This is a genomic window from Millionella massiliensis (assembly GCF_900104655.1).
GTDB classification, from domain to species: domain Bacteria; phylum Bacteroidota; class Bacteroidia; order Bacteroidales; family Rikenellaceae; genus Rikenella; species Rikenella massiliensis.
The window spans coordinates 2,165,778-2,188,795 of sequence record NZ_FNWD01000002.1 but is presented as its reverse complement, the minus strand read 5'-3'; the positions used below and the strand labels follow the sequence as shown (position 1 = coordinate 2,188,795).

The 23,018-nt window shown below is 63.2% G+C and carries 12 protein-coding genes; 9 read left to right on the top strand and 3 right to left on the bottom strand.

Annotation, left to right across the window (positions count from 1 at the left end):
* Window positions 1–72: 72 nt before the first annotated feature.
* The 3 genes from priA to BQ5379_RS08380 form a co-directional block, all read right to left on the bottom strand.
* Window positions 73–2,319: a replication restart helicase PriA gene (gene priA, locus BQ5379_RS08390; RefSeq protein ID WP_071135016.1), complete on the bottom strand. Its 2,247-nt coding sequence runs from the start codon at window positions 2,317–2,319 to the stop codon at window positions 73–75.
* A gap of 525 nt (window positions 2,320–2,844) precedes the next feature.
* Window positions 2,845–8,463 (bottom strand): Ig-like domain-containing alpha-2-macroglobulin family protein, encoded by a 5,619-nt coding sequence (locus BQ5379_RS08385; RefSeq protein WP_159431236.1) that lies wholly within the window; start codon window positions 8,461–8,463, stop codon window positions 2,845–2,847.
* A 75-nt stretch (window positions 8,464–8,538) separates the two neighbouring features.
* A complete protein-coding gene (locus BQ5379_RS08380; RefSeq protein ID WP_159431235.1) occupies window positions 8,539–10,107 on the bottom strand; it encodes a DUF4139 domain-containing protein in 1,569 nt (522 codons plus the stop codon).
* Window positions 10,108–10,457: 350 nt separating this feature from the next.
* On the opposite strand from BQ5379_RS08380, the gene BQ5379_RS08375 reads away from it, so the two are divergent.
* The 9 genes from BQ5379_RS08375 (at window position 10,458) to BQ5379_RS08335 (ending at window position 23,005) form a co-directional block, all read left to right on the top strand.
* Complete coding sequence (locus BQ5379_RS08375; protein WP_071135013.1) at window positions 10,458–12,917, top strand: penicillin-binding protein 1C; 2,460 nt, start codon at window positions 10,458–10,460, stop codon at window positions 12,915–12,917.
* 82 nt (window positions 12,918–12,999) lie between these two features.
* Window positions 13,000–14,037: an aspartate--ammonia ligase gene (asnA, locus tag BQ5379_RS08370; RefSeq protein ID WP_071135012.1), complete on the top strand. Its 1,038-nt coding sequence runs from the start codon at window positions 13,000–13,002 to the stop codon at window positions 14,035–14,037.
* 102 nt (window positions 14,038–14,139) lie between these two features.
* Window positions 14,140–16,332 carry a glutamine synthetase III family protein gene (locus tag BQ5379_RS08365; protein WP_071135011.1) on the top strand — a complete coding sequence of 731 codons (2,193 nt, stop codon included), beginning with the start codon at window positions 14,140–14,142 and terminating at the stop codon, window positions 16,330–16,332.
* Between the two features lie 185 nt (window positions 16,333–16,517).
* Window positions 16,518–17,090 carry a LemA family protein gene (locus BQ5379_RS08360; RefSeq protein ID WP_235846050.1) on the top strand — a complete coding sequence of 191 codons (573 nt, stop codon included), beginning with the start codon at window positions 16,518–16,520 and terminating at the stop codon, window positions 17,088–17,090.
* Window positions 17,090–17,977, top strand: a complete 888-nt coding sequence (locus BQ5379_RS08355; protein WP_071135010.1) for a DUF3137 domain-containing protein — start codon at window positions 17,090–17,092, stop codon at window positions 17,975–17,977. The genes BQ5379_RS08360 and BQ5379_RS08355 overlap by 1 nt, the downstream gene beginning before the upstream one ends.
* A gap of 105 nt (window positions 17,978–18,082) precedes the next feature.
* A complete protein-coding gene (locus tag BQ5379_RS08350) occupies window positions 18,083–19,702 on the top strand; it encodes an NAD(P)/FAD-dependent oxidoreductase (RefSeq protein WP_071135009.1) in 1,620 nt (539 codons plus the stop codon).
* Window positions 19,703–19,782: 80 nt separating this feature from the next.
* Entirely contained in the window at window positions 19,783–21,093 is a 1,311-nt protein-coding gene (gene aroA / locus BQ5379_RS08345; RefSeq protein ID WP_071135008.1) for a 3-phosphoshikimate 1-carboxyvinyltransferase, read from the top strand.
* 215 nt (window positions 21,094–21,308) lie between these two features.
* Window positions 21,309–22,322, top strand: coding sequence for a chorismate synthase (locus BQ5379_RS08340; RefSeq protein WP_071135007.1), 1,014 nt, complete (start codon window positions 21,309–21,311; stop codon window positions 22,320–22,322).
* 74 nt (window positions 22,323–22,396) lie between these two features.
* A complete protein-coding gene (locus tag BQ5379_RS08335) occupies window positions 22,397–23,005 on the top strand; it encodes a YceD family protein (protein ID WP_071135006.1) in 609 nt (202 codons plus the stop codon).
* Window positions 23,006–23,018 lie beyond the last annotated feature (13 nt).

Here is a 23,018-nt window from a genome sequence, read left to right as displayed (position 1 = left end):
TTCCGCACCCCATTTCGGACACACGCATCGGCTTTCGGAACAGCGACTTCCGCCCCGGGACGCACCCTTTCGCTACTGGGGATCGGCCTCGGCCACGATATGCACGGCTCGGTAGCGTTTGCGCACCCCGTCGAGCACTTCGAGCAGGATGGCCTTGGCACGCGCCACGGGCCGCTGGCGTTCGATGCGCAGCAGGATATGAAAGATAAACTGATTCTGCACACGATCGACCTGCGGTTCGTAAGGGGGCGAGACGCGACGCCCGAAACGCTCGCGCAACAGCCGTTCGCATTCCCGCGCGGCGTCGGATACCAGCGTTTTATCGCTGTGGCGGAAGGTCAGACGCAGCATCCGCACGTAGGGGGGATACATCATCCCCTGCCGCTCCTCCAGTTCGTGGAGGTAGAACCCCTCCGCGTCATGGTTGGCCACGGCCACCAGTACGGGGTGGAGCCGCTGGTAGCTCTGCACCACCAGTTCGCCGGTCCCGTCGTCGGGCAGCAGCGCCTTGAGCTGCATCAACAACTGGAAGGCACGTTCGGCGGCGCGGAAATCGGGGTGCGCCAGCAGGTTGTCGGCATTGATGACGCCGACTAGCCCGATCCGGTCGCCGGCCTGTGCCGTACGGGCCACCATCTGGGTGCCTACCAGGATTCCGGTCTGCCCTTCGGCCAGTTCGGTCAGCATACGCCCCAGAGCCCCGGCTCCGCGGGCCGTGTCGGTGTCCATGCGGGCAATCCGGGTATCGGGAAAGAGTTCGGCCGCATACTCTTCGATCCGCTCGGTACCGATGCCGCGCGGCACCAGCGCGTGCATGCCGCACGACCCGCAGACAGACCGATAGGGCTGCGACCAGCCGCAATAGTGGCACACCAGCGAGGCGCTCTCCTTATGATAGGTCAGCGTCACGTTGCAATGGGGACAGGTCGGCGTAACCCCACAGTTGGTGCATTCGACATAGGGGGCAAATCCGCGGCGATTCTGGAACAGAACGACCTGCCGACCTTCGGCCAGCGTTTCGCCGATCCGTTTATAAAGGTATTTCGAGATCAGTTGTTTTCCCCGCTCCAGCACCATCACCTTCGGCGGACGAGCCGCTGGCGAAAGGGCAACGCGTACGGAGCCATACTTCCCTCCTTCGGCCGCATTGAGCCAGCTTTCGGTCGAGGGTGCCGGACTGGCAAGCAGGGTGCGGGCTCCGTGCAGGTGGGCGAGCATCAGAGCCGCATCGCGTGCATGGTAGCGGGGCGCCGGATCGCTCTGACGATAGTTGGCGTCCTGCTCGTTATCAACGATCACCAACCCCAGTTGCCGGAAGGGCAGGAAAAGGGCAGAGCGGGTTCCGACGATCAGCCCGACGCTCTGCGGGGCATCAACCATCCGCTGATAGGCAGCGCTACGGGCATGATCGGTCAGCCGGGAGTGGTAGAAAAGAGATCTCGACCCGAAGGCGGTTTGGAGCGCATTGGTAACCTGCGTGGTCATCACGGTGTCGGGCAGGAGGAGCAGCACCTGCCGGCCCCGGGCGACCTGTTCGGCCGCGAGCGACAGGTAAAGCGGGATCGTAACTCCCCGCGTGTCGGCAATTTCGCCACTGAGCAGCACTGTCGGGTGGCGTTCAAAGGCGTCGAGCACGCGGTTGCGCAGGGGTTCGTCGCCGGACGGCAGTTCGACCGGAGGCAGAGCCACCGAACGGGGACCGAGCTCGGCCGGGACCATCTCCCGCTGTTCGAGCACCCCGCGTTCGACGAGTTTCGACAGCGCGGCCGCAGGCACATGCCCGGCAAGGTCGGCCCGCATCACCCAGAGCGTTTGCGGATCAGCCGGAGCCAGCTGCGGCGTTCCCTCCTCACCGCCGGGCAGAGCGGCAAGATAAGCCAGCAGCGCCCGGCTCTGCGTTTTGGCCCGCCGCAACGTTTCGAACGCCTCGTTGAGACGCTCCTCGCTGCGGTACCCGGCCGTCAGTCGCACGTAGGTTTCAGCCGCGGGGCGGTAGGTGCCGTTCCGGATGCCGCCGGGCAGGCCGGCCTTCATCGCCTCACCGGGCGTACAGAGGTAGTAGGCGGCAATCCACTCCCACAGGCGGAGCTGCTCCTCCGTGACGGCAGGAGCCCGGTCGAGCACCTCCAGCACTTCGCGTGGAACGCTTTTGGTGGCGGGAGGCGTTTGGTGCAGCGTGCGGACCACACCTTCGCAAATTTTGTTCTTGCCGAGTGGTACGCGCACACGCATCCCCACGCTCACCGCCATCCCCTCCGGAACGGCATAGGTGAACGGCCGGGGAACCGCCACGGGTAACAATATGTCGGCAAACTGCATTGGGCTTTTTCAGAAATTCAACAGCGGGCGGAACTCCACTCCTGGCGCGAGGTTCTCCATTTCGGACATTCAAGGCCGGTGGAGGTCATCTCGCCGTTTCCCTGCCGCCCGAAGAGTTCACACCAGCGTCTGCCGGCATGGAAAGACTCCCCATGAGAGGCGTCAGCCTCAGACCGCACGTCGGCGGCCCGAGGCTGACAGAGTTCGGTGTTCCGCTCCACAAAAGAAACGATTTTCTTTCACTTGCGAAAAACCTGTTTACATTCGACTGACATCCGGGTACATCGCTTCGCCACCTTGCCCCCCCTCACACCCGATCTGCCCGGAAGCCAGTTTTCACCCCGCGAACATCGCCAAACGACAGACGCGGCAAATGTCGCGGTTTCATTTCCCTGCACATCACACACTTGCCGCAGTTCCGCTTCTTTTTCAATCACTTTCGGGAATTATCACCACTCACCGCCCAGGGCCCCGTCTCACGCCTCTTCTTCAGCCGCACCCGATGATCCCACCGGACAGCCCCGGTTAATAGACCACGGCCCGGCCCGAAGCCGTATTACCAGACACGACACCGTCGTACATGGCCGAGCAACGCACCGCGGGAAGCGTGTAACGTCCGGCATAGGTCGCACTGACGCGCGTACGGACCGTCACGGTCGCCCCGGCCTCCAGATCGGGAATAAAGCTGTCGACCCGATCGTCACGAACATCCCGGTAGCTGACACCGGCACTCTCCGCTCCTGCGTCGGGACGGATCTCCCATCCGGATGCTACGGGTTCGGTCAGCATCAGATCGGTCAAGGGTTCCTTCGTCACATTCCGAACCGTCGTTTCGACCACGAAGTCGGTACCCTGCGCCAGCGAATCGGCCGACATCGGCCGCTCGTTGCCATCCACATAACGCACCTTCACCTCCAGACCGTTCGAAGTGGCCGCCACACCCCTGCCGGATGCGACACCGGAAGCCACGGCCCGGACGTACAGCGTACCCTGCGTCTTATTAACCACCGAGAGCTGCCCCGACGTCGGGTTGCTCCACTCGCCGTTCCAGACCACCTTGTCGACCGACGAAGCGACCTGTCCGCGTCGCCCGCCGGCACTCCATTCGAAATTCAACGCCGTTGCCCGACCGTTGCGCGCCGTGTACTCGCCCATGGCCAGTAGCCCCCAGGCTGTGCTCTGCGTACTCATCCAGTCGTTCGAGGCGAGTTGTTGCGACACCCGTTGTGCCAACTGGGCCGACTCACCGCCCATACCAAGCAGGGTGGTGGCGAGCAGTTGCACGGCTTCGGCCCGTTCCGTCGACCCATAGGTCGCCATCCGCTGCATCGGCAGGGCCGATTCGCTGAGTACCGAATCCGCAGCCGCCGTCGCGCCGGCAACCACCGTGCGCCCGACATCCGACCGACCGGCAACCGCATAGGCCGCGGCAAGCATCCACCGCGCCTCGCTAGTCAGGGCTCCGCTTTGACGCAACCGGTTCATCGCCCCAATCTCGGGTTCGCCGGTCAGTGCCAGCGCATAAAGCTGGTAGGCCTGTACCAGGTTGAACGGTTCGTTCCCCGACGCGCTCCAGCGCACCGCCATGCTCTTGACCGCCGCCTTGAGACGGTCGTAGACGCCGACTGGCAGGGTGTACCCCTTATGACCGGCAACGGTCATGAAGTGCAGGGCATAGGCCGACCCCCAGAGGTTGGGCGAGGCGTCGCCGGGCCAGTACCCCATCGATCCGTCGGGCGTCGCATACTGTTTATAGCGGTTGAGCACGTAGCTGACCCTGCTTCGAGCCGTTTCGCGTTCGGCAGCCGAGAGGTCAGCCATCTCGGGCAGGTAGAGCAGCGGGAAGGCGGCCGACGTAATCTGTTCGATACACCCGTAAGGGTAGGTGGAGAGGTACTCCATGCGCTGTCCGACACCGATCGGCGGAACGGTCGATACTTCGAGCATCAGTTTGCGGGTTCCCTCCATGCCGGTCAGCGCGACGGCACCTTCCCACGCCTTGCCGGCCTCGACCGTATGGTTGCTGCCCGCAGCGACGGGAAGTTCCAGCGTCCTCAACGGAATATCCATACCGTAATGCGACCGGGCGCCACCGCCGGTGGCCGTAATCTCGATATGTCCGCCCACCGTCCCGACCGGAAGGGTCTCTTTGGCCCGAAGACGGAACAGCACGATCTGTTCGCCCTCGCCCGGCATCTGGAGGCTCTGCCGCGCGGCACCGACCACCGTGAAGAGGGCCGAATCGGCCTGAATGGCAGCCGTCACCTGTCCGACGCCGTTCTGCGTGGCGATCATCGTAGCCGGCACGACAAATTCGTCGCCGGGCGCCACACTCCGCGGCGCAGAGCCCAGCACCATCAGCGGCGCCCGGACGGCTACCGACTTCTCGGCCGATCCCCACGCTCCGTTTCCGTCGTCGGCATCCTGCGCCACGGCAACGGCCATCACCCGGACGCGTCCCATATAGGCCGGCAGCTGGATCCGGTGCTTGGCAGTTTCGCCGCTGCCAAGCGTAAAGGCGCCGACATAACGGGCCACGGGCGGGAAACGGTTGAGCGAGGTTTGCGCCGCAAGGTTCAACGCCCCGTCGCCACCGATGGCGAACATCTGTTCGATGCGGCCGCCATAGGCTCCGAGCACGTTGTTATATACGTCCCAGGTCGAGACTCCGAGCGCCACACGGGCGTTGAACGCTCCCCACGGGTCGGGCGTGCGGAAGCGGGTCAGATCGAGCAGCCCCTCGTCGACGACGGCCAGCGTATAGGCCATCGCGCGCCCCGACCGCTCGGAGACTGTAACGGTCATCTCCGACTCGGGGAGCACCTTTTCGGGCACGCCGATCACCGGTTCCAACCGGCTTTCGGCCGAGCTGGCCATCAGGGGCACAATCCCGTACAGGCGCACCGGGAGGTCGTTTTCAACCTCACCGAAAGGTTGCAGCAGGGTGACGTTCAGATATACGTTCGGCTGCATGTCGGGAGTCACTTCGAAGGTATATTTCTGCTGGCCGGCCGTGCACTCCATGGGGATGGTCTTCAGCACCCGCGAACCGCTCTCGATCGAGATGATGGCACGCGAACCTTCGGTGGCCGGGAAGCTCAGCGTCGCCTCGTCCCCGACGTTGTAGGCGGCCTTGTCGAGCGAGACGGCCAGACGCATCGCTCCGGAGGCGTCGCTGCGCCGGTTGCCGTAGTCGGGCCAGTCCATATAGACCAGCACGGCCGATTCGTGGCCGCTCTCCGGATCGCGGGCCGTCACGTAGTAGGTTCCCCAGGCCGATTTGGGAATCCGCAGCCGCCAGGAGACCGTACCCCCGGCCTGTGTGGTGACGGTATCGCTCTGCACGGGCATCAACTGCTGGTCGGAGACGTAACGGGCCACGTTGTACTGTTCGGCGCTCCACCACCAGTACCACTCCACCTTATAGACATTGATTTCGACGGGCCGGTTGTCGAGCGGCGTTCCGTCCGGAGCAGCCGCAGCGATACCGAAAGTGTAGTCCCGATCAGTATCGAGCCGGTCGTCGGCCCCCTCGGGAGCCCGTATTCCGACATACGAGGTGAAGGGTGAATAGAGCTGGGTGCCTACATCGACGCTCGACTCACCCGAGGGCTCGAACAGACGGGTCGTAAAGCTGGCCTGTAACATGCCGCCGGCCTTCTCGCCACCGTTCAGCACGGCCGTGATCCGGGCGTCGCCCTCGGCATCGGTCGTTCCGGTGATTTGAGGCGCATTTTCGGGACGGAACTCCATGTACCGGTTGTCGAACACGTACCCTTTGAAGCGGTCGAAGGCATTGCGCACCGGAGTAAATTCGGTTTCGATCACATACCGCAGGTTGCCGGCCCGGGCACCGGTGAGCCACTCGCCGTGGAGGATGGCATCGAGCGGCTGACCGCGCTGGATGTATTTGCCGGGGAAGCGAAGGTCGATTTTCAGCCGGTTGGGTTTGACGGTCTCGATACGCAGCCGTTTGTCGAAGGTGGCTCCGCCGACCGTTACGGTCGCATTCCAGACTCCGGTCGGCGCATCGGGTTCGGTGCCCAGCGTGAAACTGTATATGCCGCCGACAGTCTGCGTGGCGACCCGTTTCTGGTAGAGCTGGCCGAGCGGCGAACGCAGTTCAACCGTCACGGGGTGTCCGGTCGGCAGCCGCTCACCGGCCGTCACGAAATTCATGTGGATGGTATCGCCGGGACGCCATACGCCGCGCTCGGTCCAGACGAATCCGCGCAGCCCCTCCTGAAGTTGTTCGCCCGAGACGTCGAACGTCGAGGTCGAGAGTTCCGAGCCGGCATTGACCTTCAGATAGGTCCGCTGCTCCTCTTTCGACACGACGGCATAATAGGGACGACCGGATTCATACTCCACGGTCACCTTCCCGTCGCCATCGGTCACACCCCACCCGACGCGCTGCCCCTGATAATTGCGCAGCTCGACATGAGCATCCTTGACGGGTTCGGTAGTGGTGATGCTGTGGACCATGAAGGACATGCGGGGCTCGAGTGCCGCCTTGGCAATCACCCCGAGATCGGTCACCAGCAGGTTGCGCTGGGCGGTTCGGTTGAAGTAGTAGCTGGGGGTGCAGGGATCTTCGCGGTCGCGCCAGTTGTAGGTACTCCAGTCATACTCTTCGGCACTCCAGTAGTATCCGCCCTGGTCGAACTGACGCACGATCCGGTCGAAGCGGTCGCGATCGGCAATCTCGGCAGCCTGCGGAGTGAGCCGCTCGGCCGTCGGAATACAGGGCAGCGCAGCCATCGAGCGGTCAAACGAGAGGGCGATACGGTACAACGCGCCGGGTTCGGGTTCGAGCAACTGGTCGAGGTTCAGCGAGTAGGTTGCCCAGTGGCGCAGTTTCTGTTCGCCGCCACCGTCGAGGAACAGGGTTCGCGAGGCGACGGGTCGGGCGGTACGCATCAGGTTGCCGCTCTCGGCGTCGCCGAGGTCGTTCTCCTGCAGGTATTGCCCCACCGTACTCTCTTCGATGCGGAAGATGTCTACCCGCACGGCCCGCAACCCGACAGCCTGGAACGGAATGCCACGGCCTTCGCCTTCACCGACCCGCACCACATCGGGGGGGAGGATGGTCCCCTTGCCGACAAAACGAACGGCCGGGGCCCCGTTCTCCAGCGTGATCGGACGACGTTCATCGACACCGAGCGTGCGGCCGTCGTCCGAACGGAGCGACGCATCGACACACAGCGTTACGGTCGGTCGTCCCTCTTCGGATTCGAGCGTGGAGGCGTCGAAATAGAGGCGCACTTTGTTACCGTCGAGCTGATAGACGCTCTTCACCCCGTCGAGCCACAGCAGCCCTTCGAGTTCCTGGGCGGGATCGAGCCGGCGGCTGAAACGTACTTCGATATATTTCTCGTTTTCATCGACGTAATCCGTCGAATGGAGCGTGAACTGATTGATGGCGGGAAGGGACATCTCGAGCACCTGCTGCCCGGCATATCCGACCTTTTTATCTTTCACGAAGAGTTCGAGTGTCGCGGGCGAGGTGGGTGCAATGATTTCGGAGACAACGAAGGTGTGGCTACGTCCGTCCACACTATGCATCCAATGGACTTCGCCGCCCTGCAGCCCGCTCCACTGAGCCATCCGCAAGATCTGCGTCGAGTCTTCCCGGTCGGCCGTCAGGAGGGTTCCCTCGACGGTATAGGTACCGTCGGGTTCGACAGTGAAGCTGCGCAGCTCGGCCGAAGCGGCGGCCGGCAGCGTCTGGAACGAAAAGCTGAACGCACGCGCCTCGGGATTGCCGGGAAGCAGCCCGGCCAGATCGAGCGTCGCGGTGTAAAGCGTTCCTCGCTTGAACTCACCGTCGGGCGTAAAGACCAGGGTTCTCGGATCGTCGGGCGAGATGGCCCACTCCCCTTTGGCGCGGGGCGACAACTGGACATACTTGCCGAGCCGGACATCGGGCGAGAGGGACTCGGTGAGGGTCACGGAGATACTCTCCGTACGACCAACCACGCCGGCCGTAAAACTTTCGACCAGCGGATTGTATGTGACTTCGACGGGTCGGGCTCCGCTGCTGCCGGAGTTCGAGCTGCCGCAGCCGGTCACGCCGAACAGCACGACGACCGTAACGGCCATGACGGCCAGCATACCGAGGATTTGCTTTACTTGTCGCTCCATCATTTCGTTCTTTATGGGGTATATTCTAATGAAAACAAGGTCGCGAAGATTCGCTTTACCGACCAACTGACCCGCTTAAAACCTGACGGTTCCGCCCTTGGGGTAACGAACCGAATAACCGAACTTCAACACACGTTCCGCACCGGGCTGTAATTCGAGGGTCCAGTCCAACGCACCTTTTCGGCTGTCGATCTTCGCCCCGGATGTTTCGGTCAGCGTCACCTGAACCTCATCCGTACCCGATACGGGATACTGATCGCGCACCCGCATCCGAATCGGGAAATCCTGATTGTTTCGCACACGGAGTTCATACTCGCACTGACGTTCTGTTTTGGCCCCTCGCACCTGGGTCTCGTAGTCTTTGACCTTCGTACGATTAACCGTCACGCGAGGTTCCTGCATGAGCGGAATCGAGAGCGTATCTCCGACCTGATTCAGGAACAGATCGGTCTGCCCGAGCATCCGTCCGTCGCAGAAGACACTCATCTGACCGTCAAACAGGTTGAGATTCCGCCAATCGGCAATATGGGCCGTCAACGAAACGGGGTTGTACTGGTTAAATACATAATCAAAGGTCGCAGCCACCGTATCCTTGCGTACCTGTACCATCTGCTGCATGTTTTGATTCTTGTAAGCTTCGGAGCTCTCCAGGGTCAGAGGATAGTCCAACACATAGCTGACGCTGGTCTCGGTTGCCGACGGAGTCATGTGGAAATTGGTCGCATAACCCATCGGACGGGAGACTTTCACGCTTTCATCCGGTCGATTTTTCATCTGTTCCCGAGTCAAGGGTGCCATATAGGTTATTCCCCGCTGGTGGGTCTGCGGCAAAACGATCGATTTGTCGGGTGCGCCATAACACAGTTCGGCCGACACCCCGTTCCAATCGAATCCGGTCCACTGCTGCAACGAAGCCTGATACTCCAACTCGGCCATCCCGCTCTTCGGAGCAAACCGAAAGAAGTAGAACGCTTCCCATCGGGCCGCTGTCGTGTAATACGACAGTTCCAACTCGGTCGTACAGGTTTTGTTAGCCGTCAACCGGACGCTCACCTGAGTTGCATTGTCGGAGGTTTTGTCAATCTGCCCGACCGTTCCTTTTAGCCGGTTCAACTCGTCCTCACACTCCTTGATCGCCTCGCGGGTCTGACGCTGCTGGTTGTAGATATTGGTGTACTGCTGCCGCATCCACGACGACAGTTCGGTCAGCCGTTCAATCGAGCCACCCTCCTGTCGGGCGTTGGCTTGCAGGAAGTCAATTTCGCGCTCCTGCACGAGGCTGTCGGCCCTCAGCCGTTCGAGTTTCGCCCACACGGAATCGGACTCCGCCGACACCTCGCGATAGGCTCCCACATGCTCGAGCGGCATCACGGACGAAATTTCGGAGACCAAATCCAGGCTGTCCGTCGCGGCAGACAGCGCACGAATTTCGATTGTTTTTTGATCGGCATACCACAGGTCGGGAAAAACGACCTTTTCAGGGACACCGGCTTTCAGCGAAACCGGCAGTGACAGGGTAACATACGCCCCTTCGGGATAGATCTTGACACTCTTGACACGCGCACCATCAGCCGACAAGGCATCGGCCCGGGCCGAGCTCCAGCCGGCCAGCAGGACCATCGAGAAAACAGCAAGACGTCTCATAGCACAAGATATTTTAAGGTTCATGACAGACTCTTCGACACAATTGCCGCCGACAGCACGTTCCGCCGGGCCATCCTCCCCCGCGACCGTCCCTGTGGGAGATGCTTACCACCCCTCCCGTCTTTTCGGTCTTACACGTCGCACCCCTGCTACTTTATTCTCTCTTATATTCAGCACATTACCTTCGCACTCTCTTACACACTTTTCGCCCTTGGCACATTCCGACCGACGGCCGTAAAATCCGCCGTTTCAGAGACCGGGCAAAATCTCTTGGCAATTTTTCTCAAATATAGCATTTATCCCCCGAGAAACCCAGCAACCGCACGAAAAATCACTAATTTTGAGCATCCATGCAACCGAACCGGGCACATACGTTACGCAACCGTCTGCTCCTCGTCGGCGCACTTCTGGCGCTGGCCGCCTACGCGCTGATGCTGCCCCGCCCGCTGTTCGACACCCCCTACTCCACCGTACTCTACGCCCGTGACGGCGAACTGCTCGGCGCACAGGTCGCCCGCGACGGTCAGTGGCGTTTTCCGCCCGGCCACGCCCTCCCCGACAAGTATGCCCGCGCCGTGGTCGAATACGAAGACCGCCGGTTCTACCGCCATGCCGGCGTGTCGCTTCCGGCCATCGTGCGCGCCGCCCGCCAGAACTGGAGAGCCGGCGAAGTGGTCAGCGGCGGTTCGACCCTCACCATGCAGCTCGTCCGCCTGAGCCGCGGCAACCCGCCCCGCACGGTCGGCGAGAAGCTCCGCGAGATGCTGCTCGCCACCCGCATCGAGTGGAGCTACACGAAGGAGGAGATCCTCGCCCTCTATGCCGCCCACGCTCCCTTCGGCGGCAATGTCGTCGGCCTCGAAGCCGCCGCATGGCGCTACTTCGGCCACGACCCCTCGCAACTCTCGTGGGCCGAAGCGGCCACGCTCGCCGTGCTTCCCAACTCGCCCGCCCTGATCCACCCCGGCCGCAGCCGCGACGCCCTGCTCGCCAAACGGAACCGACTGCTGGACCGTCTGTTGCAGGTGCGAGCCATCGACAGCACCGAACACCTCGTCGCGCGGCTCGAACCACTGCCCGACGCCCCCCGGCCACTGCCCCGCCATGCTCCCCACCTGCTCGAGAACCAGCCCGCAGGCACCGCCCTGCATTCGACCCTTGACGCCGCCCTCCAGCAACGCACCCAGCAGGTCGTCGACAATTACGGCCGCTGGACACTGGCCGCCAACCACATCCGCAATGCCGCCGCCCTGATCGCCGACGTCCGCAGCGGCGAAGTGCTGGCCTACGTGGGAAACATCACCCCCGGCGGAGTCTCCCCCGGCGCCACTTCCGGAGACTTAGCCGATACCCAGTCCGAGCCCCGGGCCGGTGCATCCGACGGCCGCTCCGTGGACATCATCCGTTCGCGCCGCAGCACCGGCAGCCTGCTCAAACCGATTCTCTACGGAGCGCTGCTCAGCGAAGGTCAGATCCTGCCCCACACGCTGGTTTTCGACACGCCGCTTAACCTCGCCGGCTTCACCCCCACCAATTACAGCAAGACCTTCAGCGGCGTGGTTCCGGCCAGCGCCGCCGTGGCCCGGTCGCTCAACGTGCCGACCGTCCGGATGCTGACCCTCTACAACAACAGCCGTTTCCTGGCGCTGCTGCGCTCGATGGGGATGACCACTTTCGACCGCAGCGCCGACGACTACGGTGCCACGCTCATCCTGGGCGGCGCCGAATCGACCCTGTGGGAGATGACTGGTCTCTACGCCTCGCTGGCCCGGTCGCTCGAGACCCACAACCGAACGGGTAGCTACGCCCCCGGCGACATGCACGAGCTGCGCATTACCGGTTCACCAGCCGACACCCCGCCGCACATCGCCCCGTCGCACCCCACCGCCTCGCAGGAGCAGCGAACGCACCGCCGCAACCACCACGAAGAGGAGCTGTTATGCCCCCTGTCACCCGCCTCGCTCTGGTTCATGTTCGAGGCCATGAGCGGCGTGAACCGTCCCGAAGAGGAGGGAGCCTGGCAGGCCTTCAGTTCGATGAGACAGGTCGCCTGGAAAACCGGCACCAGCTACGGCAACCGCGACGCCTGGGCCATCGGACTGACCCCGCGCTACATCGTGGGCGTTTGGGTCGGCAATGCCGACGGCGAAGGACGCGCCTCGATGACCGGCGTCGGCCACGCCGCACCGATCCTGTTCGACCTCTTCTCGATGCTCCCCGCGGGCGGAGGATGGTTCGACCGCCCGCTCGACGACATGACCGCGGTGGCCGTCTGCCGTCGCAGCGGCCACCGTGCTGGACCGTGGTGCCTCGCCTCGGGCGACCCGGTCGACACGGTCGACATTCCGCAGGCCGGCATCGCTTCGCCCCCCTGCCCCTACCACAAGCCGGTCACCGTCGGCGAGCAGACCCGCGGCTGGTTCGTGCTGCCCCCCGCCGCCGAATACTACTACCGCCAGTCCGCCTCGGACTATGCCGGACCTCCGACCATCAGCGGTGCGCGCCCCTTCGAGCTGGTCTACCCCCAGCATAACGCCGTTCTCTACCTGCCCAAAGGATTTGCAGGACGCAATACCGGCTCAACCGCCTCGGACCGGACGGAACGCTTCGTCTTCCGCGCCGCCCACCGTTCGGACAGCGCCACCCTGCACTGGCACCTGGACAACACCTACCTCGGCACGACCCGCTCCGCCTCGACCGTCGGCCACACCCTGTCGGTCGCCCCGTCCCCCGGCGAACACTGGCTCACCGTGGTCGACGATCAGGGCCACCGCCAACGCATCCGGTTCACTGTCCGTAACCGTCCTTAAATACCGAAAAACCGGCCGTCGTGACGCCCACCCCATATCAGCGTCCGAAAAAACATTATCTTTGTCTTTTAAAAACAAGCCGATGGCACTCTATTTCCCACGCAACTACCGTCCCCGACTGGTCCCCGAGACCCAGGAACAGGCGATCAAAGAGATCAAAGACACCTTCCAGACCACACTGGCCGAAGCGCTCGGTCTGCGGCGTGTGACCGCCCCGCTGTTCGTCCTCTCCGGCATGGGGATCAACGACGACCTGAGCGGCGTGGAACGGGCCGTGAGTTTCCCCGTGAAAGACATGGGCGACGCCCGTGCCGAAGTGGTGCAGTCGCTCGCCAAGTGGAAACGCATCAAACTGGGAGCCTATCAGATCGCCCCCGGATACGGTCTCTACACCGACATGAACGCCATCCGCGCCGACGAAACACTGGACAACATCCACTCGCTCTACGTCGACCAGTGGGACTGGGAACGCACCATCCGCCCCGAAGAGCGCAACGTCGCCTTCCTGCGGTCCATCGTCCGGAAGATCTACGCCGTGCTGCTGCGCGTCGAACAGGCCGTCTACCACACCCATCCCCACATCACCCCCGTGCTGCCCGACGAGATCACCTTCATCCACGCCGAAGAGCTGCTCCGCCGCTACCCCGGCATGAGCGCCAAAGAGCGTGAGAACGCCATCGCCCGCGAATGCGGCGCCGTATTCATCATCGGCATCGGCGGCCCCCTCTCGAACGGCGAACCGCACGACGACCGCGCTCCCGACTACGACGACTGGATCACCCCCAACGAAGAGGGATTCGCCGGCCTGAACGGCGACCTGATCCTCTGGAACCCCGTACTCGAATCGGCCTACGAAATCTCGTCGATGGGAATCCGCGTCACCCCCGAGTCGCTCGAACAGCAACTCCGCGCCAGCGGCAAATACGACGAGCGCAAAAACCTGAAATACCACCGCATGCTGCTCGACGGCCAGCTGCCCCTCTCGATCGGCGGCGGTATCGGCCAGTCGCGGCTCTGCATGTTCTTCCTGCGCTGTGCCCACATCGGCGAAGTACAGGCCAGCATCTGGCCCGACGAGATGCGCGAACAGTGCAAGGCCCACAACATCGAGTTGAAATAGCCTTCCGCGCGACACGGCACACACAGCCTGCCGCCCCCTCCGGCCGGTTCACACCCCGGCCCTCAGACACCGAGCAAAAAACAGAAAAACCGTATAAGACCCATGTCATCACTCAGATTCAAAGTAGTCGATGAGGCGATCCGGCGCAAAGCCCTCGACGTACAACTTCCGGCCCAGCGGCCCTCGGAATACTTCGGCATGTACGTTTTCACCCAGGACCGCATGCGCAAGTACCTGCCCAAGAACGTGTACGAAGCCCTGGTGGACACCATGAACAACCGCACCCCGCTCAGCCGCGAACTGGCCATGGGCGTGGCCGCCGGCATGAAACAGTGGGCCATGGAGATGGGCGCCACCCACTATACCCACTGGTTCCAGCCGCTGAACGGCGGGACCGCCGAAAAACACGACGCCTTCGTCGAACACGACGGCCACGGCGGACTGATCGAAGAGTTCTCCGGCAAACTGCTCATCCAGCAGGAACCCGACGCCTCGAGCTTCCCGAACGGCGGTATCCGCAACACCTTCGAAGCCCGCGGCTACTCGGCCTGGGACCCCACCTCGCCCGCCTTCATCGTCGATTCGACCCTCTGTATCCCGACGATCTTTATCGCCTACACCGGCGAGGCGCTCGACTTCAAAACCCCGCTGCTGAAATCCATCGACGCCGTCGACCGTGCCGCCACGGCCGTATGCCAGCTCTTCAACCCCAACGTCAAGAAGGTTACCACCTACCTGGGCTGGGAACAGGAGTACTTCCTGGTCGATGAAGGCCTCTGGGCAGCCCGCCCCGACCTGATCCTGACCGGGCGTACCCTCATGGGCCACGAAAGCGCCAAAAACCAACAGCTCGAAGACCACTACTTCGGCTCGATCCCGACCCGTGTGGCCGCCTTCATGAAAGAGCTCGACGTCGAGCTGCTCAAACTCGGCATCCCCGTCAAGACCCGCCACAACGAAGTGGCCCCCAACCAGTTCGAACTGGCCCCGATCTACGAAGAAGCCAACCTGGCCAACGATCATAACCTACTGCTGATGAGTGTGATCCACCGCATCGCACGCAAACACTGCTTCCGCTGCCTGCTCCACGAAAAACCCTTCAAGGGAATCAACGGCTCGGGCAAGCACAACAACTGGTCGCTCGGCACCGACACCGGCGTGAACCTCTTCTCGCCCGGCAAAACCCCGAAAGACAACCTGCTCTTCGTGACCTTCCTGGTCAACACCATGATGGCCGTCTATAAACACAACGGACTGCTGAAGGCCTCCATCTCCAGCGCCACCAACGCCCACCGTCTGGGAGCCAACGAAGCGCCGCCCGCCATCATCTCCGTCTTCCTGGGTCGTCAGCTCAACGAAGTGCTCGACAAGATCGAATCCAGCACCTCCGAAGAGGCCATCAAGGTGGACGACAAGTCGGGCTTCAAGCTCGGCATCGCCCACATTCCCGAGCTGCTGCTCGACAACACCGACCGCAACCGCACCTCGCCCTTTGCCTTCACCGGCAACCGTTTTGAGTTCCGTGCCGTCGGATCGTCGGCCAACTGCGGCGGAGCACTGACCGTCATCAACACCGCCGTGGCCCACCAGCTGCGCCAGTTCCGCAAGGAAATCGACGAACTGATGGCCATGCACACCCCCATCGAGAAGGCGATCTTCACCGTGCTCAAACAGTACATCAAGGCCTGCAAACCGATCCGTTTCGACGGCAACGGCTACAGCGACGAATGGAAAGCCGAAGCCGCCCGCCGCGGACTCGACACCGAGACCAGCATTCCGCTGATCTTCGACCGTTTCCTGACCCCCGAATCGATCGACCTCTTCACCTCGACCGGCGTGCTGAGCGAAGTGGAACTCCACGCTCGCACCGAAGTCGACTGGGAGACCTACACCAAGAAGGTGCAGATCGAAGCCCGCGTACTCGGCGACCTGGCCATGAACCACATCCTGCCCGTAGCCTCGCGCTACCAGAGCCAGCTGCTCGACAAGGTTTACAAGGTACACCAGATCTTCAAGGACGAGCAACGCGCCGACTCGCTCTCGCAGCGCGACGTGGAGCTCATCGAACAGATCAACGACCACATCTCGGCCATCCAGGCCCAGGTCAACGACCTGGTGAACGCCCGCAAGGTGGCCAACAAGATCTGCAGCGAACGTTCGAAAGCCATCGCCTACCACGACACCGTCGTGCCGCTGATGGACCAGATCCGCTACCACATCGACAAACTCGAACTGATCGTCGACAACGAGATGTGGACCCTGCCCAAATACCGCGAACTGCTCTTCCTGAAATAGGAATCATCCGCGCAACCGGGGCGGGAGAGCGCAGCACGGGAGGCCTATTGACACAAGTTTTCCCCACACCCCTCCGATCCCTGCCCCTGACTCCGTTACCCGTCGCGCCGGGCGGCCGAGCGCCGTCCGGCGCGACGAGGATATACGGGAGCCACACACACGAACCCCGCTAAACCCGTCCGACCATGTTACCCTGGATTATTCTGATCGTCGTGCTGCTCGTTATTGTCGTGGCACCGATCTCCATCTACAACGGACTCGTCCGCCGGCGCAACGCCATCGACAATGCCCAAGGGGCCATCGACGCTGTTCTCAAACAGCGTTTCGACCTGCTGCCCAACCTGGTCGAAACCGTGAGCCAGTATGCCACCCACGAAGCGACCCTGCTGGGTACGGTCACCGCCCTGCGCCGGAACAAAAACAGCTACGGAGAGCTCACCGCCGACGAAAAGAGCGCCTTCGACAGCGGATTCACCCGCAGCCTGCGCGACTTCTACGCCGTGGCCGAGAACTATCCCGACCTGAAAGCCTCGGCCAACTACCTCCACCTGCAACGCACCCTCAACGAGCTCGAAGAGCAACTCTCCGCCGCCCGACGCACCTACAATGCCGTCGTCACGGACTACAACAATGCCATTCAGGTATTCCCCTCGTCACTGGTGGCCGGCATGTTCCGCTTCGCGCCCGCGCGGGTACTCGAAACACCCGCTGCCGAGCAGACCGTACCCAACGTCCGCAACCTGTTCAACAACCGCTGATGACACCCCCGGAATCCACCGACCAGGCCTGCGCCCAGTTCCGCACGCTTCAGCTCCGCCAACGCAAATGCTGGTGGATCGTCCTCGGCGTCTGTGTGGCCGCCATTGCCGCCAGCTTCGCACTGGGCGGCCCGAGCTACGCCCTTTGGGCCCTTGTAGTCAGCATCGTGGCCCTCGTGATCGCCACCAACCGCGCCACCCGCATCCTCTCGCGGTTCTACAAGCAGGCCATCGTGCCCGAAATCGCGAGTCAGGGGTGCGAAAACGGGCGTTACGCCCCCGACGCCGGCATCAGCGAACAGCTGTTCCGGGAGAGCAACCTGTTCCGTTCGCCCGACCGCTACGACTCGGAAGACCGCATCGAAGGCTGCGTCGGCCAGACCCCCTTCTACTTCGCCGAAGTGCACGCCCAGGAGCGACGCACCACCCACACCAAAAACGGAACCCGCACCACCTGGGTGGACATTTTCCGCGGTTTCTTCTTCGTGGCCGACTTCAACAAGCACTTTCAGGGCCAGACCACCCTCGTCCCGAACTACTGGGGCAGCAAATGGCTGGCCGGCAAAGATCGCGTGCAACTGGAGAACGCCGAACTGATGAAGCACCTGCTGGTCTGCTCGACCGACCAGGTCGAAGCCCGCTACCTGCTGACCCCGGCGCTGATGGAGCGCATCATGACCCTCTGGCACCGCCATCCCGACCGCCTCAGCATCAGTTTCACCGCCTCGAACATCATCGTCGCCATCTCCGCCTCGGGCAACCACTACGAAGCGAGCCTTTGGAGACCCATCGAACACTGCATCGAACGCGATACCCGCGTGGTTCGGGAGCTGACCTCCATCGTCGAAGAGCTGAACATGAACACCCGTATCTGGAGCAAAGCATAGACCGCCGCCTTCGCCCCAACGCTTTCCCCTGCAAGCCCTCCCCGGGCGCGTCGCCGAGAACGCCCGACCATTTCTCTTTGATAGACCTTTTTCACGCTGCGCCCCATGCCCAGAACCGTCGAAATCACCCTTACCCCGAAAGAGGCCGCCGACAGTGCCGCCTACACCGCCGCCGCCATCCGGGCCGCCGGCCTCACCTCGACCGACCAGATCGCCCACTGCCGCGTCGTCCGCCGCTCGATCGACGCGCGACGCCACACCAGCGGCATCCGCGGCGTGCGGATCAACATGGCCGTCGAGCTCTGGCTCGACACCGAAGGCCGGCCCGATCCCGTACACCTCGAATGGGGCGACGTGTCGAACGTTCCCGCCTCGCGCGAAGTGATCGTCGTGGGAGCCGGTCCCGCCGGGCTGTTCGCCGCCCTCGAACTGATCGAACGAGGCTACCGCCCGCTGATCCTCGAACGCGGCAAAGACGTCTCGCAGCGCAAATCGGACATCGCCGCCATCCAGCGGAACGAGTCCGTCAATCCCGACTCCAACTACGCCTTCGGCGAAGGGGGCGCTGGCACCTACTCCGACGGCAAGCTCTACACCCGTTCCAAGAAGCGCGGCAACTACCGCAAGTCGCTCGAAATCCTCCACCACCACGGTGCCGACGAGTCGATTCTCTACGACGCCCATCCCCACATCGGAACCGATCGGCTGCCCCGCGTGATCGCCGCCATGCGCGAGACCATTCTCCGCTCCGGCGGCCGGATCCTGTTCGAGAGCCGCGTCAGCGACCTGCTCCTGAACGCCGACCGCACCGCCATCCGCGGCGTCCGCACCCAGCGCGGCGACGAGATCGAAGCTCCGGCCGTGATCCTTGCCACGGGCCACTCCGCCCGCGACATCTACGAACTGCTCCACACGCGCGGCATCCTGATCGAAGCCAAACCCTTCGCCATGGGCGTCCGCGTCGAGCACCGCCAGGAGCTGATCGACCGCATCCAGTACAAAACCCTCGACCCCGACCTGCCCGCCGCCAGCTACAGCCTCGTGGCCCAGGTTCCGTCGGGCCTCAGCGGCGCCGATGCCCCGCGCACCCGCGGTGTCTACAGCTTCTGCATGTGCCCCGGCGGCTTCATCGTCCCGGCCATGACCGAAAACGGCGAGTGCGTCGTGAACGGCATGTCGCCCTCCGGCCGCAACAACATCTTCGCCAACTCCGGCATCGTCACCCAGATCCTGCCCCAGGACTACGCCGATCTGGTACCCCACTTCGGACCGCTGGCCGGCATGCGTTTCCAGCAGCAACTCGAAAAGATGGGCCATGCCCAGGGCGGCGGTGCGCAGATCGCCCCGGCCCAGCGGCTCGACGCCTTCGTCAAGGGATTCCGCTGTGCCGAAGTTCACCCCACCTCCTACCACCCGGGACTGATCGCCAGCGACATGGACAAATGGATGCCGAAGTTCATCGCCCAGTCGCTCCGCGCCGGATTCCGCGAATTCGACAAACGGATGCGCGGCTTCCTCACCCCCGACGCACAGGTAATCGGCATCGAGTCCCGCACCTCGTCGCCCGTGCGGATCCCCCGCGACCGCGACACCTACATGCACCCGCAGATCGCCGGTCTCTTCCCGGCCGGCGAAGGAGCCGGATACGCCGGCGGCATCATCTCGGCCGCCGTCGACGGAGCCGCCGTGGCCGCCGCCGTCACCAACTACGTGGAGGGCCGATAACGCGGAATCCACTTTCAAAATCCAGGCGAGTCACGTAAATTTGCAGTAGAGACCCACCCGACCGTCCAAACCCGACACCGATGAAAGAGACCCTCACCCCCGGAGCCATCGCAGGCCGCATCACCGCACCGGCCTCGAAAAGTTATGCCCAGCGTGCCCTGGCCGCCGCCCTGCTCGTACCCCACTCGGACGATCCCGCCCGGTGGAGCGAACTGCGGAACATGGGCCTCTGTAACGACACGTCGGCCGCCCTCGACGTGATCCGCCGCCTCGGCGCCGAAGTCCTCATCGACCGCGACACCTATCGCATACAGGGCGGTTTCCTGCGGCAGAGCCCCACCGAACTGAACATCGGCGAAGCCGGACTCTCGGCCCGCCTGTTCACCCCGATCGCCGCCCAAAGCCCCCGCCCGATCACCATCACCGGCCACGGGTCGATCCTCAAACGTCCGGTCGCCACCACCATGACCGCACCGTTACATGCACTGGGTGCGACGGTTCGCTGCACCGGCGACGGATACCTCCCCCTGACCGTATGCGGCCCGCTCCGCGGCGGAACGGTCGAAGTCGACGGCTCGCTCAGTTCGCAATTCATCACCGGACTGCTGATGGCCTCGCCCCTCTCGGCCGAGGATACCCATCTGGTGGTCCGCCAGCCCAAAAGCATTCCCTACCTGGCCATGACGCTGGAGGTGCTCCGCGCCTTCGGTATCTCCGTTTCGCACGCCGCCGACTATACCGAATTCATCATCCGCGGCGGCCAACAATACCAGCCGGCGACCTATTCCGTCGAGGGCGACTGGAGCGGAGCCTCGTGCCTGCTGGTAGCCGGAGCGGTGGCCTCTGCCGTCGGCAGCGGCGTGACGGTCGACAACCTCAATCCCCGCTCGCTTCAGGCCGACCGGGCCATGGTCGACGCGCTGACGCGTGCCGGTGCCACGATGGAACAGACCGGCCACACGCTGACCGTACGACGCAGCGAGAGCCTGCGCGGCTTCGATTTCGACGCCACCAACTGTCCCGACCTCTTCCCGGCACTGGCCGCACTGGCAGCCTGCTGCTCCGGAACCACGCGCCTTCGCGGGACCACCCGCCTGACCCATAAGGAGAGCGACCGTGCCGCCACCATCGCCGCCGAATTCGGCAAACTGGGCGTGACGATCGACCTTTCGCAGGAAGACCTGATGATCATCCACGGCGCAGCCCCTGCGCTCGACACCCTACGGGTCGTGAGCCCCGCCCTCGACAGCCACAATGACCACCGGATCGCCATGGCCACCGCCGTCGCCGCCCTCCGGGCCGACCGTGCGGTCGAGATCGACGGGGCCGAAGCCGTCAACAAATCCTACCCCGGTTTCTGGGAAGACCTCCAGAAACTTCGATTGAAATAACCAGGCGCGTTATCGGTCCGACGCTGTGAACAACGGGCAGGCCCCTGCCGGCCCCGAACCCGGAGAATTACCGGCCGCAGCGCACGACCCAAACGCCTCCGCATATAGAAAACACCCGGCGAACTTTCCGCACTCCGGTTCGCCCGAAACGGGCCGGGCATCCCGATCTCCCGTTTCACCCGTCGGCGCAGCCGACACCCCAACCCACAAGAACCATGAACAGTTTCGGACGAAAATTCAGAGTAAGCATCTTCGGCGAATCGCACGGCACACTGGTCGGCGTGACGATCGACGGCGTTCCGGCCGGCATCCCGCTGAGCGCCGCCGACCTGCAGGCCGATCTTGACCGCCGCAAGGCCGGCGCCAAAGGCACCACCCCCCGCAAGGAGGCCGACGAGCCGCATATCGTCTCCGGCCTCTTCGACGGCCACACCACCGGCTCGCCGCTGACCGTCGTATTCCAGAATACCAACACCCGCTCGGGCGACTATTCCAACCTGGTGACCCAGCCCCGCCCCGGCCACGCCGACTTCGTGGCCCGCGAGAAATGGCACGGCTACAACGACTACCGCGGCGGCGGACACTTCTCCGGCCGCATCACCCTCGGCATCGTCGCCGCCGGCGCCATCGCCAAGAAGGTCCTCGGCGACACCGTCCGGATCGAAAGCCGCATCGAAGAGATCGGCGGCCACACCGACCCCGCCGCCATCCAGCAGGCCATTCAGGAGGCAATCGACAGCCAGGACTCTCTGGGCGGCATCATCTCCTGCACCGCCAGCGGCATCCCCGTCGGCTGGGGCGAACCCTTCTTCGACTCGGTCGAGTCGGTGCTGAGCCACGCGCTCTTCTCGATCCCGGCCGTCAAAGGAGTCGAATTCGGAGCCGGATTCGCCGCCGCCCGCATGCGCGGCAGCCAGCACAACGACCCCATCGTAGCTCCCGACGGCACCACCGGTACCAATAACGCCGGCGGCATCAATGGCGGCATCACCAACGGCAACCCCATCCAGTTCCGCATCGCCGTCAAACCCACCTCGAGCATCGCCACCCCCCAGCAGACCTACAACTTCGCCGACGGGAAAGTCGAACCGCTCGTGGTGCGCGGCCGCCACGACGCCTGCATTGCACTCCGCGTCCCGGTCATTGTCGAAGCCATGACAGCACTGGTACTCTGCGACTTGGGAATGGTCGCCTGCGACCGTCCCGCAAGCCCCGTCGCAGAGCGCTGAGCGCCGAAAAGTGCGTAAAGCATTGCAAATTCTGAATTTATGATTACCTTTGCCGGATGCAAAGCCACCCCTAAGTGAGCGCAAACACCACATACACAATAGATTTTCACGGTCTTAAGACCGGTGAAAGCTATGCGTATGACTTCCCGATCGACGACCAATTCTTCGGCCGCTGGCCCGAAGCGGAGATCGAACACGGCACCGGAACCGCCCGCGTCACCGTCCTCAAACACGCCACGATGCTCGAACTGAACGTCAGCATCGACGCCGAAGTGGAACTGACCTGCGACCGCTGCCTCGACGAATTCCGCTGCCCGGTACACTTCGAAGGGACCCCCGTGGTGAAGATCAGCGAAAACATCCCCGAAGGCGAACGCTACTCGGGCGACGCCCATCGCGAAACCAACAACAGCGACGGCGACATTCTGTGGATCTCGCCCGCCGACGACACGCTCGACCTGGGACAATACCTCTACGAAAGCATCATGCTGTCGCTGCCGTTCCAGCGCGTCCATCCCGACATCCGGAACTGCAACCCCGACATGCTGAAACGCTTCCGCATCGTCAGCGAATCGGAATTCGACGAACTGACCCACACCAATACCGCGGACACCCCCGACTCGGAAAACCCGTTCGCCGTACTGGCCCAAATGCAAGACAAACAAGAAGAAAACAATAAATAAGCGATAAACAAAA